The organism is Kitasatospora sp. NPDC015121 (genome assembly GCF_055562955.1).
Map to the genome: position 1 here is coordinate 176727 of NZ_JBVHEH010000006.1, position 14713 is coordinate 191439.

Below are 14713 nucleotides of genomic sequence, written 5' to 3' on the forward strand. Positions count from 1 at the left end.
CACTCCAAGGCAAGGCCGTCCGGTCGGCCCGGCCCCGCCGACCAGGGCGTCGCCCATCGGGGCGCGGCGGTGGGGCACCGAGCGGCCCGCCCGGGCCCGGGGGTTCCCGGCGGGCCCGGGCGCGACCGTGCTGCGGAACCCGGAGGGCAACGAGTTCGACGTCGTCCGAGGCGGGCGGGCCGGGGGGGGGGGGGGCCCCCCCCCCCCCCCCCCCCCCCGCCCGGCGGTGGACGGAGCCGTCAGGGCTTGAGGATCAGCCGGATCGGGTCGCCCTGCTTGGTGTGCAGCCGCTCGACGGCCTCGGCGGCCTGCTCCAGCGGCAGGACGCCGCTGATCGAGCGGGAGAAGTCCAGTCGGCCGCCCGCCGCGAGGGAGATCAGCTGGGGGACGGCGGCGTCCTCCGAGCCGTAGTGGCCGAGGACCTGCTGCTGCAGGTACGAGAAGCGGATGCTGTTCGCGACCGTCAGCGGCTGGTCGGTCAGGCCGACCAGCACCAGCCGGCCGTGCGCGCCGAGCACCTTCAGCGCCTGCTCGCGGACGGCGGGCACGCCGGCGAAGTCGAACGCGGCGGCCAGACCGGTGCCGCCGGTGGCCGCGCCGATCTTCGCGGCCAGTTCGGGGTCGGCCGAGTCCAGGGCGAGGTCCGCGCCGAAGGCGAGGGCGCGTTCGCGGGCGGCCGGGGCGGGGTCGACGGCGACGATCGGGTTGGCGCCGATCGCCCGCAGCAGCTGGACGCCGTGCGCGCCGAGGCCGCCCACGCCCCAGACGCCGACCGGTTCGGCGGGGCGGACGGCGCCGGTCGCGGTGACCGCGCCCCACGGGGTGGAGACCGCGTCGGGGATGATCGAGCCCTGCTCGAACGGGATGGTGTCGGGCAGCGCGAACAGCGTGTCGGCGCGGGCCAGCGCGTACTCGGCCCAGCCGCCGTCGTAGTCGACGCCGCGCGTCCAGGTGATCCCGTCGCGCTTCTCGCCGGCCTGCAGCACCACCCGGTCGCCGGCCTGCCAGCGGCCCGCGTCGGGACCGGGCTCGGCGACCGTGCCCGCGACCTCGTGGCCCAGCGTGACGCTCTCGCCGGGCAGGTACAGCGGGGTCAGCGAACCGTCGATCAGGTGGACGTCCGACAGGCAGACGCCCGCCGCCTCCACCTTCACCAGCACCTGGCCCGGACCGGGAACCGGGCGCTCCACCTCCTCCACGCGCAGGGTGCGGGTGGGCACGTGCAGACGGACGGCACGCATCGTGGCCATGGTCGTTCCTCTCCGGTCGACGGCGGGCGGGCAGGTGGGCGGGCCGTCGTCGGCCTCATCGCCGATCGATCGCGACGCCCTCCGGTCGGGGGGCTATCGCAAGGTGACTTGCGTTGTCGAGGGTACGTCGCGACCCGGGGCAACGCAAGACGGCCTGCGTTACGCTCGTGGGGTGCCAGAGGAACTCCAGTCCCAGCCGCAGCCCCAGCCACGGACGGCCGCCGCCCCGCTGCGCCGGCGCGGCGCCGCGATGCGCCGGGCGGTGCTCGACGCCACCGTCCGCCTGCTCGCCGAGGGCGGCCTCGACGCGGCCGGCGTCGCCGCGATCGCCGCCGCCGCCGGCGTCCACGAGACCTCCGTCTACCGGAACTGGGGCACCCGCGAACACCTCCTGCGCGAGGCCCTCGCCGACTACGCCGACCAGGCCGTGCCGCTGCCCGACACCGGCAGCCTGCGCGAGGACCTGCGCCGGATGCTCACCGCCCTCGCCGCCTTCCTCGACACCCCCGAGGGCCCCGCCCTGCTGCAGCTGAGCATTGCCCCCGCCACCGCCGAGACCCGCAGCGGACGCGACGCCTACTGGGCCGACCGCCTGGAGCGCGCCGAACACCTGCTGCGCCGCGCCGCCGACCGCGGCGAGATCCGCCCCGACGCCGACCCCCGGGCCGCCGTCGAAGCCCTGATGAGCCCGCTCTTCGCCCGCCACCTGCTGCTCGGCGAACCCGTCACCCCCGCCTTCACCGACGCCCTGGTCGACCTCGTCCTGGACGGCCTCGCCCCGCGCTGACGGGCCGTCGGGGTGGGGCGGGCGAACACCCGGCCGATCGTGCTCGACGGCGGTTCCAGCAGCGGGAAGAGCGGCCTCGCGCGGGTGCTCCAGGCCCTCCGGCCGGAACCCCCGCCCGGGCCGCCGGGACCGCCGCCACCGTCCGGCCCGGCGCACCGGTCGTCGCCGACGTGTTCCTCGCCGCCGCCTCCCGGCAGCGCCGGCGCGAGGCCCCGGACGGCCTCGACGTGCTCTGGGCCGGCGTCCGCTGCGACCCCGCCGAGGCCGCCGCCCGCGAGCGCGCCCGCGTCCCCGGCTCGGCCGCCGCCCAGGCCGCACGCGTCCACCACGCCCTGGTGGTCGCCACCACCCGCCCCCCCGCCCGCCCGCCGCCGCCGCCCGCGCCGGGCCTCAGTCGAAGCGGCGGGTCGCGGTGATGCCGCCGTCCACCGGCAGCGTCACGCCCGTCACGTACGAGGCGCGGTCGCTGAGCAGCCAGGCCGCGGCCTCGGCGACCTCCTCGTCCCGGGCCGGGCGGCCCAGCGGGGTCGAGCGGGCCACCAGGTCGGTGAAGGCCGGGCCGAGCGCGAAGAAGTCCGCCGTCCCCGGGGTGCGCACCACGCCCGGCGCCACCGCGTTGACCCGGATGCCCAGCGGCGCGTAGTCGGCCACCGCCGCCCGGACCAGACCGGTCAGCCCGTGCTTCGCGGCCTGCTGCACCCCGTCCCCGAACCCGCCGACCAGCGCCCCCACCCCCGAGTTGACCACGATCGACCCGCCCCGGCCGCCCGCCACCAGCGCGGCCAACTGCGCCCGCAGGCACAGCCAGGTGCCGCGCAGGTTCAGCGCGTGGACGGCGTCCCAGTCGTCCTCGGCGCGCTCGGCCAGCGGTGCGGGCGGCAGGCCGTTGCCCGCGTTGTCGAACGCCGCGTCCAGCCGGCCGTACGCCTCCAGCGCCGCGTCCACCAACAGGTCCGCGCCCGCCGCCGAGGTCAGGTCCACCGCCACCGCCACCGCCCGCGCCCCGCCGGCCCGCAGCTCGGCGGCCAGCGCCGCCACCTCGTCCCCGCTCCGGGCCGCCAGCACCAGCGCCGCCCCCTCCCGCGCGAACAGCCGCGCGGCCGCCGCCCCGATGCCGCGCCCCGCACCGGTGACGATCGTGACCTTGTCCTCCAGAAGTCCCATGCCCCCAAGGCTCTTCTCCCCCGCCGCACCCCACCAGCGGCCACCCGCACCGGGGACCGCCCGACCAGGACCCGGCAGGTCCTGGTCGGGTCCCGGCGGGTGTGGGAGGGTGGCGGGCATGTCCGAGACTCCGTTGGGGGCGTTCCTGCGCGCCCGCCGTGCCCGGCTGGCGCCGTCCGAGGCGGGTGTCGTCACGAGCGGGCGGCGGCGCACGCCGGGGTTGCGGCGGGAGGAGGTCGCGGCGCGGGCCGGGATCTCGCCGGACTACTACGCCCGGCTGGAACAGGGCCGGCAGCGGGTGCCGACCGGGCCGGTGCTGGACGGGATCGCGGACGCGCTGCACCTGGCCGACGCCGAACGGGCCTACCTGCACCGGCTGGCGGGCGCGCGCCCCGTCCGCGAGCGGGAGGGCGACCGGGCGGCCCGGGCCGCCGTACCGGCGAGCACCCTGGCGCTGCTCGACACGCTGGACGCCGCGCCCGCGTTCGTCACCGGCCCGACCTTCGACCTGCTGGCCTGGAACCGGCCCGCCGCGCTGCTGATGGCCGAGCCCGCCCGGCGGCCCCCGCACGAGCGGAACCTGCTCTGGCAGGTGTTCTGCTGCCCGTACGGCTCCCGTAGCGCCGACAACCACGCCCCGGACCGGTCGATCGGCGCCGACCTGGTCGCCTCGCTGCGCGCCCACCACGCCGACCGCCCCGCCGACCGGGCGCTCGCCGACCTGGTCGGCCGGTTCTCCGCCGCCAGCCCGGCCTTCGCCGCGCTCTGGTCGCAGCACCGGGCCGGACCGCCGGGCCCCGGCCGCCTGCACGTCGACCACCCGGCCCTGGACGCCGAGGTCCTGGAGTACACCGTCCTCGCGCTGCCCGAGCCCGGCCGCCACGTCTTCGCCTGCCTCGCCCCGCCCGGCAGCCGGGCCCGCGAGGTCTTCGCCGCCGCGACGGCGACCGCCGGCCCCACCTGGTGACGCCCCGGCCGGAGCCGCCGGGGCCCTCCGATCCGGAATCCGGCCCGGCCCGGCGCCGCCCGCAGTAGGCTCGTCGGCACACCGACCACCCCACCCGCCACGGGAGTTCACCATGTCCGCCACCGCCCCCGCCCCGTCCGACCGCACCCCGCGGGACGTGCTGGCGCGCTACCGCCGGGCGATGCTCGACCTCGACGCGGACGCCCTCGCCGACCTCTACGCGCCGGACGCCGTGCACGAGTTCCCGTTCCGCTTCCCCGGGTTCCCGGAGCGCTACGAGGGCCGGGAGGCGGTGCGCGCCGGGTACGGCGCGGCGTGGGGCGCGAGCCCGGCCCGGCCGACCGAGGTCGAGGAGCGCGCGCTGCACGTGTCGACCGACCCCGAGGTGCTGGTGGTGGAGCAGGTCGTGCGGGGCGAGATCGCGGGCGGCCGGGGCGCGTTCGCGGTGCCCGGCCTGCTGGTGCTGCGGGTCCGGGACGGGCTGATCGTCCACGTCCGCGACTACATGGACGCGGGCGGCCGGGCCGGCTGAGCCCCCGTCACCGCGCGACGACGCGTCAGAGCCCGTCCAGGACCCGGCACCAGGCGTGCAGCCGCTCGGGGGAGAGGCCCGGGACGAGGGCGGCCAGCTCGGCGATCCGCCGGTCCGGGTCGCCCGGGGCGCCCGGGCCGGCGGGGCCCGCCAGCACCCAGTCGACCGCGTCGAAGTCCGGGTCGCCCCAGGACGGGCGGGGGTCGATCGCCACCGGGCGGCCGCCGGGCCCGGCGAGGACGTTGGACGGGTGCAGGTCGCCGTGGACGAGCGCGGTCGGGCCGTCGGAGGCGAGGGCCAGGGCGGCCGCCCGCCGTCCGGCCGGGGCGGGCCGGCCCCGGCGCTCGGCGAGGTCGAAGAGGAAGCCGACCCGGTCGGCGAGCGGCCGCAGCACCGAACCCGCCGCCGGCCCGACGGGGGCGCGCAAGTCCCGCAGCAGGGCGGCGACTTCGGGCAGACGCCAGCCGAGCCGCCGCAGCGGCTCACCGGGCCGGACGTCCGCCAGCAGCAGGGCCCCGGCGGCCGGGTCCGCGGCGAGCAGCGGCACGACCGAGGGCACCGCCGCCCAGCGGCGCAGCGCCTCGGCCTCCTCGCGGGCGATCGCGGGCTCCGGCGTGAGCTTCAGCCACACCGTCCCGCCGCCGCGCCGGCACCGGAACACCCGCGACGTCCCGCCGCCGCCCGCCGCGACCACCTCCAGCCCCCACCGGCCGGCGAGCTCCCGCACCAGGGCGGGCAGCCCGTCGCACCAGCCGTCCGCCGCGCCCCCGAACCGGACGGCGAGCCGCGCCCGGGCCTCCGGCGGCACGCGCACCAGTTCGTCCGTCACGGCACCGTACGGGCGCACCGGGGCGTCAGTGCGCGCCGACCGAGGTGACCTTGACGACGGCGCGGCCCTCCTCGTCCGAGCCGTACAGGTCGACCTCGGCGGAGATGCCCCAGTCGTGGTCGCCGTTCGGGTCGTCGAAGATCTGCCGGACCCGCCACAGGCCCTCGTCCTCGACCTCCTCGATCAGCAGCATCTTCGGGCCGCGTGCGTTCGGGCCGGTGAAGAGGTCGTCGTACTCCTCCCAGTAGCCGTCCATCGCGTCGGCCCAGCGGTCGGCGTCCCAGCCGTCCTCGCCGTCGAGCTCGGCCAGCGCGTCGTAGTGCTCCAGCGCGCACAGCTCGACCCGGCGGAACAGCTCGTTGCGGACCAGCACCCGGAAGGCCCGGGCGTTGGCGGTGACCGGCGCCGGCTTGTCCTCGATCCGGACCTCGGCGGCCTCCGGCTCGGTCGGGTTGGCCAGCGCCTCCCACTCGTCCAGCAGCGAGGAGTCGACCTGCCGGACCAGCTCGCCGAGCCAGGCGATGACGTCCTTCAGGTCGTCGGTCTTGATGTCGTCCGGGACGGTCTGCTCCAGCGCCTTGAACGCCCCCGCCAGGTAGCGCAGCACGATGCCCTCGGTGCGGGCCAGCTCGTAGAAGCCCACGTAGTCGGTGAAGGTCATCGCGCGCTCGTACAGGTCGCGCACCACGGACTTCGGCCGCAGCGGGTGGTCGCCGATCCACGGGTGCGCCCGCCGGTACACCTCGTACGCGTGGCCGAGCTGCTCCTCCAGCGGCTTCGGGTAGGTGATCTCCTGGAGCCGGTTCATCCGCTCCTCGTACTCGATCCCGTCCCGCTTCATCTCGGCCACGGCCTCGCCGCGCGCCTTGTTCTCCTGCGAGGCGAGGATCTGCCGCGGGTCGTCGAGGGTCGCCTCGACCACCGAGACCACGTCGAGCGCGTACGAGGGCGACTCCGGGTCGAGCAGGTCGAAGGCGGCCAGCGCGAAGGTGGACAGCGGCTGGTTGAGCGCGAAGTTCTCCTGCAGGTCGAGGGTCAGGCGCGCGATGCGGCCCTCGGCGTCCGGCTCGTCGAACTGCTCGACCACGCCGCCCTCCCGCAGCGAGCGGTAGATGGCGAGCGCGGTGCGGATGTGGCGGCGCTGGGCGGCCCGGTCCTCGTGGTTGTCGGTGAGCAGCTTGCGCATCGCGTCGAAGGCGTTGCCCGGGCGGCCGATCACCGACAGCAGCATCGCGTGGCTGACCTTGAAGCGGGAGACCAGCGGCTCCGGATCCGCCCCGATCAGGCGCTCGAACGTTTCCTCGGTCCAGGAGACGAAGCCGTCCGGGGCCTTCTTGCGGACCACCTTCTTGCGCTTCTTCGGGTCGTCGCCGGCCTTGGCCAGCGCCCGGTCGTTCTCCACCACGTGCTCCGGCGCCTGCGCCACCACCTGGCCGACGGTGTCGAACCCGGCCCGGCCCGCGCGCCCGGCGATCTGGTGGAACTCGCGGGCCCGCAGGATCCGCACCCGCTGCCCGTCGTACTTGGACAGCGCCGTGAACAGCACCGTGCGGATCGGCACGTTCACGCCCACGCCCAGGGTGTCGGTGCCGCAGATCACCTTCAGCAGGCCGGCCTGCGCGAGGCGCTCCACCAGGCGGCGGTACTTGGGCAGCATGCCCGCGTGGTGCACGCCGATGCCGTGCCGCACGTACCGGGACAGGTTGCGGCCGAACTTGGTGGTGAAGCGGAAGTTGCCGATCAGGTCGGCGATCGCGTCCTTCTCCTGCTTGGAGCACATGTTGATGCTCATCAGGGACTGCGCCCGCTCCACCGCCTCCTTCTGGGTGAAGTGCACGACGTACACCGGCGCCTGGCCGGTGTTCAGCAGCTCCTCCAGCGTGTCGTGCAGGCTGGTGCGCCGGTACTCGTAGAACAGCGGCACCGGACGGGTCGCCGAGCGGACGACGGTGGTCGGGCGGCCGGTGCGGCGGGTCAGGTCCTCCTCGAAGCGGCGGACGTCGCCGAGGGTCGCCGACATCAGCAGGAACTGCGCCTGCGGGAGCTCCAGCAGCGGGATCTGCCACGCCCAGCCGCGGTCCGGCTCGGCGTAGAAGTGGAACTCGTCCATCACGACCTGGCCGATGTCGGCGCGCGGGCCGTCGTGCAGGGCGATCTGGGCCAGCACCTCGGCGGTGCAGCAGATGATCGGCGCGGTCGGGTTCACCGAGGCGTCGCCGGTCATCATGCCGACCTGCTCGGTGCCGAAGACCTTGCACAGGTCGAAGAACTTCTCCGACACCAGCGCCTTGATCGGCGCGGTGTAGAACGTCCGCTTGCCCTCGGCCAGCGCGGCGAAGTGCGCGCCCGCCGCGACCAGGGACTTGCCCGACCCGGTCGGGGTTGCCAGGATCACGTTGTTCCCGGAGACCAGCTCGATCAGCGCCTCCTCCTGGGCGGGGTAGAGGGTGATGCCGCGATCCGACGCCCACTCGGCGAAGGTCTCGAACAGCGAGTCGGGCGTGGCGGGTTTCGGCATCAGGTCCAGGAGGGTCACCCCGCTATCTTGCCCGCACTCGATCACCGCGGGCAAAGCTCGCGCGCGCACCACCGTTCGCCTCCGCGCTCCGACCGAACGAGTGGTTGCCCCCGGCATCCGGTAGGACACGGTGCGTGACGGAGATGATGCGGGTCGATCGCCCCCGAACCGACGGGGGCGGCGAACGCACGGAAGGACCTCCATGCGCAAGCGCATTCTCGGGCTCGGGCTGGCCGCCGCCGCCCTGGCGGCGGTGGCCGCCGGACCGGCCGCCGCCGCGGCCGACCCGAACGTCGAGACGGTCACCGCGGTCGGCTCCTCCAGCGGCGTCGTCGCCCGCTGCCCCCAGGGCTGGACGGCCGGCGACCCGCACATCGCCAACGGCGACGGCACCCCACTGGCGCCCAACCAGCGCTGGCACTACGGCCCGATCGAGGGCGGCGAGGGCTTCGCGGGCTGGATCGCCCCGTACCTGAACTCCCCGCCGCCGCCGGACACGATCGCGCTCACCATCACCTGCACCCGCTGCTGAGCCCGCACCGGCGGTCCCGGGCCGGCCTCACGGGCAGGTGACCACCTGGCCGGCCCAGGACAGGCCGCCGCCGAACGCGAACAGCAGCACCCGGGCGCCCGGGCGCAGCTCGCCGCGCTCCACCAGCTTCGCCAGCGCCAGCGGCACCGAGGCCGCCGAGGTGTTGCCGGAGTCCACCACGTCCCGGGCGATCACCGCGTCCTCGGACAGGCCGAGCCGCTGCACCAGCGACTCGATGATCCGCAGGTTCGCCTGGTGGGTCACCACCCCGTCCAGCTCTGCCGGGCTCAACCCGGCCGCCCGGCACGCCTGTTCGGCCAGCGCGGGCAGCTCGGTGGTGGCCCAGCGGAACACCGCCTGGCCGTCCTGCTCGAACCGCGGGTGCCACTCGTCCACCAGCCGCACCGCGCTGGAGCGCGACGGGTCCGAACCCCACACCACCGGCCCGACCGCGCTGCCCGCCCCCTCCGTCGCCGACAGCACCGCCGCGCCCGCGCCGTCGCCCAGCAGGATGCAGCTGCGCCGGTCCGTCCAGTCGACCAGGTCGGACATCTTCTCCGCGCCGATCACCAGCGCGTGCTTCGCCGCCCCCGCGAGCAGCGAGTGGCTCGCCACCGACAGCGAGGTGCAGAAGCCCGCACAGCCGTTGTTCAGGTCGAACGCCACGGCGGACGGGATCCCCAGCCGGCCCGCGACCTGCGCCGCGATCGACGGACAGCGGTCCACCGCGCTGCAGGTCGCCACCGTCACCTGCCCGATCTCCGCCGGGTCGAGCCCCGACGTCGCCAGCGCCTTCGCGGCCGCCGCCGTGGCCAGGTCCGTCACCGACTCGTCCGCCCCGGCGATCCGGCGGGTCACGATCCCGGTCCGCCGCCGGATCCACTCGTCGTCGGTGTCCACCATCGTCGCCAGCTCGTCGTTCCCGAGCACCCGGCTGGGCTGGTGGTGACCGAGAGCGGCGATCCGGACTCCGGGCATGGCGTTCCCCTTCCACGGCGGCACCCGACCGGTGCCGGGCGCGACGGCCTGGAATATAGCAACCGACCGATCGGAAGCTAAAGGCTGGGCCGAGGGGCGGACGGTACCGCTCGGGATCTCGGTGGCGCTCGGCCACGGTGATCCCCGGGAGCCGTCGTTCCCGCGGGCCGGGACTTGATCGGTGGCGGTCCGGCGACGAGGATGCGGAGGGCGAGACCACCCGGGGAGGCGTAGTGCGGCTGGGGACGGTAGCGGTGACGGGCGCGGCGGGGAGGATCGGTTCCGTCGTGCGCGAGGCGCTTCGAGGTGAGGCGGCGCGGGTGCTCCTGCTCGACCGGGTGCCGCTGCGCGCGGAGGCCGACAACGAGGACGTGCGCACCGTCGACCTGCGCGACGCGGCCGCCGTGGAGTCGGCGCTGGCGGGCGCCGACCGGGTGCTCCACCTGGGCGGGGTGCCGGACGAAGCGCCGCTCGCGGACCTCCTCGACGCCAACGTGCTCGGCACCCACCACGTCCTGGAGGCGGCGCGCCGCGCGGGCACCGGGCGGGTGGTGCTGGCCAGCAGCAACCGCGTGGGCGGCTTCCACCCCGTCGGGCACCTCACCGGGCCGCAGGAGCCCGTACGGCCCGACGGCCTGTACGGCGTGAGCAAGGCGGCCGTCGAGGCCCTCGGGCGGCTCTACGCCGACAAGTTCGGCCTGTCCGTCATCTGCCTGCGCATCGGCAGCTTCGAGCCCGTCCCGACCGAGCCCCGGCACCTGTCGACGTGGCTCAGCCCGCGCGACGCCGTCGGATACGTCCGGGCCGCGCTGAGCGCCCCGCCCTCCACCCGCTTCGCCACCGTGTACGCCGTCTCCGCCAACACCCGCCGCTTCTGGGAACTCCCCGATCCGACGGTGCTGGACTACACACCCCTCGACGACGCCGAACCGCACGCCGCCGACATCCCCGGCGCCGACCTGCCGACCGACCCGGCGGCACCCCAGGCCGGCCCCTACGCCCTGCCCGAGTTCACCCTCCCGCACCTCCGGCCCTGACCGCACGGCCACCCGTGAGCGACACCCCCGACCCGGCCGGGACCACCCGGCCGCCGGCCGTGGTGGTCGGGGGGACCTCGGAGTCGGCCGTCCCGGCGGAGTTCGACCACGTCCTTCCGGCTCCGGGAGGAGTCCTAGGATGCACGGCATGGCGACAAGACTCGTGCAGGTCAACATGAAGGCCCGGGACGACTCCGCGCTCGGCCGGTTCTGGGCGGAGGCGCTCGGCTGGGGCGTCGACAGCGAGGGACCCGGCGTGACGAACCTCGAACCCGTGGGCTTCCACTACCCCGCCCCCACGGCCGTCTGCATCGACATCGTCGCCCGCCCCGAACCCAAGACGGCGAAGAACCGGGTGCACCTCGACCTGGCCACCACCTCGGCCGCCCACCACGCGGAGTCGGTCGCGCGCCTGCGGGGCCTCGGCGCGACCCTCGCCGACGTGGGCCAGGGCGACGTCCCCTGGACGGTCATGGCCGACCCGGAGGGCAACGAGTTCTGCGTCCTGGAACCCCGCCCCACCTACCGGGACACCGGACCGGTCGCCGCGGTGGTGGTCGACTGCGCCGACCCGCGCGCGATGGCCCGCTTCTGGGGCGGGGCGACGGACTGGACGGTGCACGAGGTCGCCGACGACCACGCCTCCCTGCGCTCCGCCCAGGGCGTCGGCCCCTACCTGGAGTTCGTGCGCACCCCCGACCGCAAGAGCGGGTGGAACCGCGTCCACCTCGATGTCGCCCCCTACCCCGACGACGACCCGGCGGGAGAGGAAGCCCGGCTGCGCGCCCTGGGCGCCACCGATCCCGGCATCGACCAGTCCTCGATCTCGTGGAGGATCCTGGTCGACCCGGAGGGCAACGAGTTCTGCCTCCTCAGCCCGCGCTGAGCCCCAGCCGCCGGCCCCCGGGGTACGTACGGCCCCGGCCCCCGGGGCACGGTCCGGCAGCGGGTCGCGGGCGGGTCAGCGCGGTGCGGGGGCGAAGCGGTCGTGGCCCAGGACGGCGAGCAGGCGCAGCTTCTCCTCGCTCTCGCTGCGGGGCGCGGCCGTGAGCACCAGCAGGACCTGGGACTGGTCCTCGGTGAACAGGGCCTGGCAGTCGACCTCGATCGGCCCGACCTCGGGGTGGACGAGGGTCTTGTGGTCCTCGAAGCGCCGGGCGACCTCGTGGCGCGCCCACAGGTCGGCGAACTCGGCGCTCGCCCTGCTCAGCACCCGCACCAGTTCGCCCGCCCGGGAGTGCGGGCCGTGCACGCCGTAGGCGGCGCGCAGGCCGGCGACCTGGGCGCGGCTCTGCCGGTCGCGGTCGTCCTCGGGGTAGCGGGCGCGGTCGGCGGGGTCGGTGAACCAGCGGTAGACGGCGCTGCGGGCCCACCCCGTCAGGTGCGAGGCGTCGCCGAACAGCGCGGCGGCCGGGCCGTTCTGCACCAGCGTCTCGCCCAGGTCGCTCAGCACCAGCGCCGGCGTGTCGGCGAGCCGGTCGAGCACCCGCAGCAGCGCGGGGGCGACGTGCGGGGAGGCCGACCGCGCGGCCGGGGCGTTGTGCCCGGCGATCCGGTACAGGTAGTCGCGCTCGTCGCCGGTCAGCCGCAGCGCCCGGGCGAGCGAGGCCAGGATGTGCTCGCTGGGCTGGGGCGCGCGCCGCTGCTCCAGCCTGGTGTAGTAGTCGGTCGACATCACGGCGAGCGAGGCGACCTCCTCCCGCCGCAGGCCGGGAGCCCTCCGGCGGGCGCCCTGCGGCAGGCCGACGTCCTCCGGCCGGAGGGCTTCGCGGTGGCGGCGCAGGAAGTCGGCGAGTGCGGTGCGGTCCATGGGTCCGATTGTGGTCCGGCCGCCGCGGCTCAGCCAGGGACCGGCGGTCCCCCGATGACCGGTCTCTGCCGCCGCCCGCGACGGAGGCCGATAGTCGGAGCCATGAACATCTCCGGAAACACCGTCTTCATCCCCGGCGCCACCAGCGGCCTCGGCCTGGCCCTCGCCCTCGCGCTGCACGAGAAGGGCAACACCGTCGTGGTGGGCGGCCGGCGCGCCGACCTGCTGGAGCGGATCGCCGCCGAGCACCCCGGCGTCGACACCGTGCGCGTCGACGCCGCCGACCCGGCGAGCGTCCAGGCGGCGGCGAAGGAGGTCCTGGCCCGCCACCCCGGGCTGAACGTCCTGGTCACCATGGCCGGCGTGATGACCCCCGAGGACTGGCGCCGCCCGGCGTCCTTCCTGGCCGACGCCGAGGCCATGGTCACCACCAACCTCCTGGGCACGATCCGGCTCATCGCGGCGTTCGTCGAACACCTCCAGGAGCAGCCGGACGCCACCATCATGACCGTCTCCTCCGGCCTGGCGTTCGCCCCGCTGAAGATCACGCCGACCTACAACGCGACCAAGGCCGCCGTCCACATGCTCAGCGAGTCCGTCCGGCTCCAGCTCGCCGACACCTCCGTGAAGGTCGTCGAACTGGTGCCGCCGGCCGTCCGCACCGCCCTGATGCCCGGGCACGAGGAGAGCGAGACGGCCATGCCGCTGGCGGAGTTCACCGCCGAGGTGGTCGGCCTGATCGAGAGCCGGCCGGAGGCGAAGGAGATCCTGGTCGAGCGGGTGAAGTTCCTGCGCCACGGGGAGGCCCGGGGCGACTACGACCAGGTCGTCGCCGCCCTCAACCCCGCCGGAGGACACGCGCAGTAGGCGCCGCGCTCCCCGGCCGGTACCGCCGCGCTCCCCGATGCCAGGGCCGTGGCCGGTGCCGGGACCCATCCGCTCGCCGGTCCGGCTCCGAATCCGTCGACGGGACGCAGCCCCGGCGGCGAGGAGGAACGCGGTGGACGCGAACGGTGCGGTGGACGTGGTGGTGGTCGGCGCCGGGGCGGCGGGCCTGGCCTGCGCGCTGGACGTCGCGGCGGCCGGACGGCGGGTGCGCCTGCTGGAGGCGTCGGACGCGGTGGGCGGACGGATGCGCACCGACCCGCGCGACGGCTTCCGGCTGGACCGGGGCTTCCAGGTGTTCAACACCGCCTACCCGCAGGTGCGCCGCCGACTCGACCTGCGCCCGCTGCGCCTGCGCCCGTTCACCCCGGGCTTCGTCCTGGCGGGTTCGGCCGGCCGGCGCCGGCTCGTCGACCCCACCCGCCGGCCCGGCCAGGCGGGCGACCTGCTGACCGGCCGGGCCCTGCCCGCCAGGGACGCGGCCGTGCTCGCCGCCCTGACCGCCCGGGACGCGCTGCTGCCCGCCGCGGCCCTGCGGCGGGGGCGCGACGTGCCGGCGGCGGCGGCGCTGCGCCGGGCGGGCCTCTCGTCGGCGACTCTCGACGGGGTGCTGCGCCCGTTCCTGGCCGGGATCTTCCTGGAGGACGAACTGGCCACCTCCAGCCGGGTCCTCCACCTGTACTGGCGCAGCATGGTCCGCGGCACGCTGACCCTGCCCGCGGCGGGGATCGGCGCGGTGCCCGCGGCCCTCGCCGCCCTGCTGCCACCGGGGACGCTGGAGTTGGAGGCCCGGGTGGAGCGGGTGCACGGGGAGGGCGTGCTGCTGGCGGACGGCCGGGAGGTCGGGGCGCGCCGCGTGGTGGTGGCCACCGAGGCGGCCGCGGCGGCCCGGCTGCTGCCCGGCCTCGCGGTCCCGCCCGGGCACGGGGTGACGACGTTCTACCACGCGGCCGAGCGCAGCCCCCTGGCCGAGCCGACGCTCCTGGTCGACGGCGACCGCGGGCTGCTGAACTCGGTGGTGCTCTCCGAGGTGGTGCCCGACTGCGCGCCCCGGGGGCTGTCGCTAGTGTCGACGTCGGTGCTCGGCACGACGGCCGAGGAGGGACCGGTGCGCGCCCGGCTGGCGGAGCTGTACGGCTGCGACACCTCGGCGTGGGAGCCGCTGGCCGCCTACCGGATCCCCGCCGCCCTCCCCGCGATGCCCGCCCCGCACCCGCTCACCCGCACCAGCCGGTGGGCGCCCGGCCGCTACGTGTGCGGCGACCACCGGGCGACCGGCTCGGTGCAGGGCGCGCTGGCCTCGGGGGCGCGGGCGGCCCGCGAGGTGCTGGCCGACCTCGCGGCGGCGGGCCGCTGACCGGCCGCCGTTTCGGCGGCCGGTCCTGGAGTCGGACCGGGAGGGGCGTCGGGAGGGGTGTCGGCGG

At 76.1% G+C, this 14713-nt stretch carries 15 protein-coding genes; 9 read left to right on the forward strand and 6 right to left on the reverse strand.

From position 1 onward, the window contains the following. Positions 1–239: 239 nt before the first annotated feature. Positions 240–1250, reverse strand: a complete 1011-nt coding sequence (locus ACZ3J7_RS10740) for a zinc-binding dehydrogenase (RefSeq protein ID WP_465619012.1) — start codon at positions 1248–1250, stop codon at positions 240–242. A gap of 250 nt (positions 1251–1500) precedes the next feature. On the opposite strand from ACZ3J7_RS10740, the gene ACZ3J7_RS10745 reads away from it, so the two are divergent. Together ACZ3J7_RS10745 and ACZ3J7_RS10750 are read left to right on the forward strand one after the other, a co-directional pair. Then, complete coding sequence (locus ACZ3J7_RS10745; protein ID WP_465619368.1) at positions 1501–2037, forward strand: TetR-like C-terminal domain-containing protein; 537 nt, start codon at positions 1501–1503, stop codon at positions 2035–2037. After that, positions 2034–2453, forward strand: a complete 420-nt coding sequence (locus ACZ3J7_RS10750; RefSeq protein WP_465619370.1) for a phosphotransferase-like protein — start codon at positions 2034–2036, stop codon at positions 2451–2453. Before ACZ3J7_RS10745 ends, ACZ3J7_RS10750 begins: the two co-directional genes overlap by 4 nt. Here ACZ3J7_RS10750 and ACZ3J7_RS10755 read toward each other — a convergent pair. Next, positions 2428–3201 (reverse strand): SDR family NAD(P)-dependent oxidoreductase, encoded by a 774-nt coding sequence (locus tag ACZ3J7_RS10755; protein ID WP_465619014.1) that lies wholly within the window; start codon positions 3199–3201, stop codon positions 2428–2430. The genes ACZ3J7_RS10750 and ACZ3J7_RS10755 overlap by 26 nt on opposite strands. Before the next feature lie 118 nt (positions 3202–3319). Between ACZ3J7_RS10755 and ACZ3J7_RS10760 the strand changes: the two genes are divergently transcribed. Both ACZ3J7_RS10760 and ACZ3J7_RS10765 read left to right on the forward strand, forming a co-directional pair. Beyond that, positions 3320–4168, forward strand: a complete 849-nt coding sequence (locus ACZ3J7_RS10760; RefSeq protein ID WP_465619016.1) for a helix-turn-helix transcriptional regulator — start codon at positions 3320–3322, stop codon at positions 4166–4168. Between the two features lie 112 nt (positions 4169–4280). Next, positions 4281–4700: a nuclear transport factor 2 family protein gene (locus ACZ3J7_RS10765; protein ID WP_465619018.1), complete on the forward strand. Its 420-nt coding sequence runs from the start codon at positions 4281–4283 to the stop codon at positions 4698–4700. A gap of 25 nt (positions 4701–4725) precedes the next feature. Here the strand turns inward: ACZ3J7_RS10765 and ACZ3J7_RS10770 are convergent, their stop codons facing one another. Both ACZ3J7_RS10770 and ACZ3J7_RS10775 read right to left on the reverse strand, forming a co-directional pair. After that, complete coding sequence (locus tag ACZ3J7_RS10770; protein WP_465619020.1) at positions 4726–5529, reverse strand: aminoglycoside phosphotransferase family protein; 804 nt, start codon at positions 5527–5529, stop codon at positions 4726–4728. A gap of 25 nt (positions 5530–5554) precedes the next feature. Then, a complete protein-coding gene (locus ACZ3J7_RS10775; RefSeq protein ID WP_465619372.1) occupies positions 5555–8047 on the reverse strand; it encodes a DEAD/DEAH box helicase in 2493 nt (830 codons plus the stop codon). 202 nt (positions 8048–8249) lie between these two features. Between ACZ3J7_RS10775 and ACZ3J7_RS10780 the strand changes: the two genes are divergently transcribed. Next, positions 8250–8579, forward strand: coding sequence for a hypothetical protein (locus tag ACZ3J7_RS10780; protein WP_465619022.1), 330 nt, complete (start codon positions 8250–8252; stop codon positions 8577–8579). A 27-nt stretch (positions 8580–8606) separates the two neighbouring features. Here ACZ3J7_RS10780 and ACZ3J7_RS10785 read toward each other — a convergent pair whose 3' ends face one another. Beyond that, positions 8607–9557 carry a beta-ketoacyl-ACP synthase III gene (locus ACZ3J7_RS10785; RefSeq protein WP_465619024.1) on the reverse strand — a complete coding sequence of 317 codons (951 nt, stop codon included), beginning with the start codon at positions 9555–9557 and terminating at the stop codon, positions 8607–8609. Between the two features lie 287 nt (positions 9558–9844). Here ACZ3J7_RS10785 and ACZ3J7_RS10790 point away from each other — a divergent pair, with 287 nt between their 5' ends. Next, complete coding sequence (locus ACZ3J7_RS10790) at positions 9845–10594, forward strand: NAD-dependent epimerase/dehydratase family protein (protein WP_465619026.1); 750 nt, start codon at positions 9845–9847, stop codon at positions 10592–10594. Between the two features lie 148 nt (positions 10595–10742). Then, positions 10743–11480 carry a VOC family protein gene (locus tag ACZ3J7_RS10795; RefSeq protein ID WP_465619028.1) on the forward strand — a complete coding sequence of 246 codons (738 nt, stop codon included), beginning with the start codon at positions 10743–10745 and terminating at the stop codon, positions 11478–11480. A gap of 75 nt (positions 11481–11555) precedes the next feature. Here the strand turns inward: ACZ3J7_RS10795 and ACZ3J7_RS10800 are convergent, their stop codons facing one another. After that, positions 11556–12404, reverse strand: coding sequence for a helix-turn-helix transcriptional regulator (locus ACZ3J7_RS10800; protein ID WP_465619029.1), 849 nt, complete (start codon positions 12402–12404; stop codon positions 11556–11558). A 102-nt stretch (positions 12405–12506) separates the two neighbouring features. On the opposite strand from ACZ3J7_RS10800, the gene ACZ3J7_RS10805 reads away from it, so the two are divergent. Together ACZ3J7_RS10805 and ACZ3J7_RS10810 are read left to right on the forward strand one after the other, a co-directional pair. Next, positions 12507–13271, forward strand: coding sequence for an SDR family oxidoreductase (locus tag ACZ3J7_RS10805; protein WP_465619031.1), 765 nt, complete (start codon positions 12507–12509; stop codon positions 13269–13271). 133 nt (positions 13272–13404) lie between these two features. Then, complete coding sequence (locus ACZ3J7_RS10810) at positions 13405–14646, forward strand: FAD-dependent oxidoreductase (protein WP_465619033.1); 1242 nt, start codon at positions 13405–13407, stop codon at positions 14644–14646. Positions 14647–14713 lie beyond the last annotated feature (67 nt).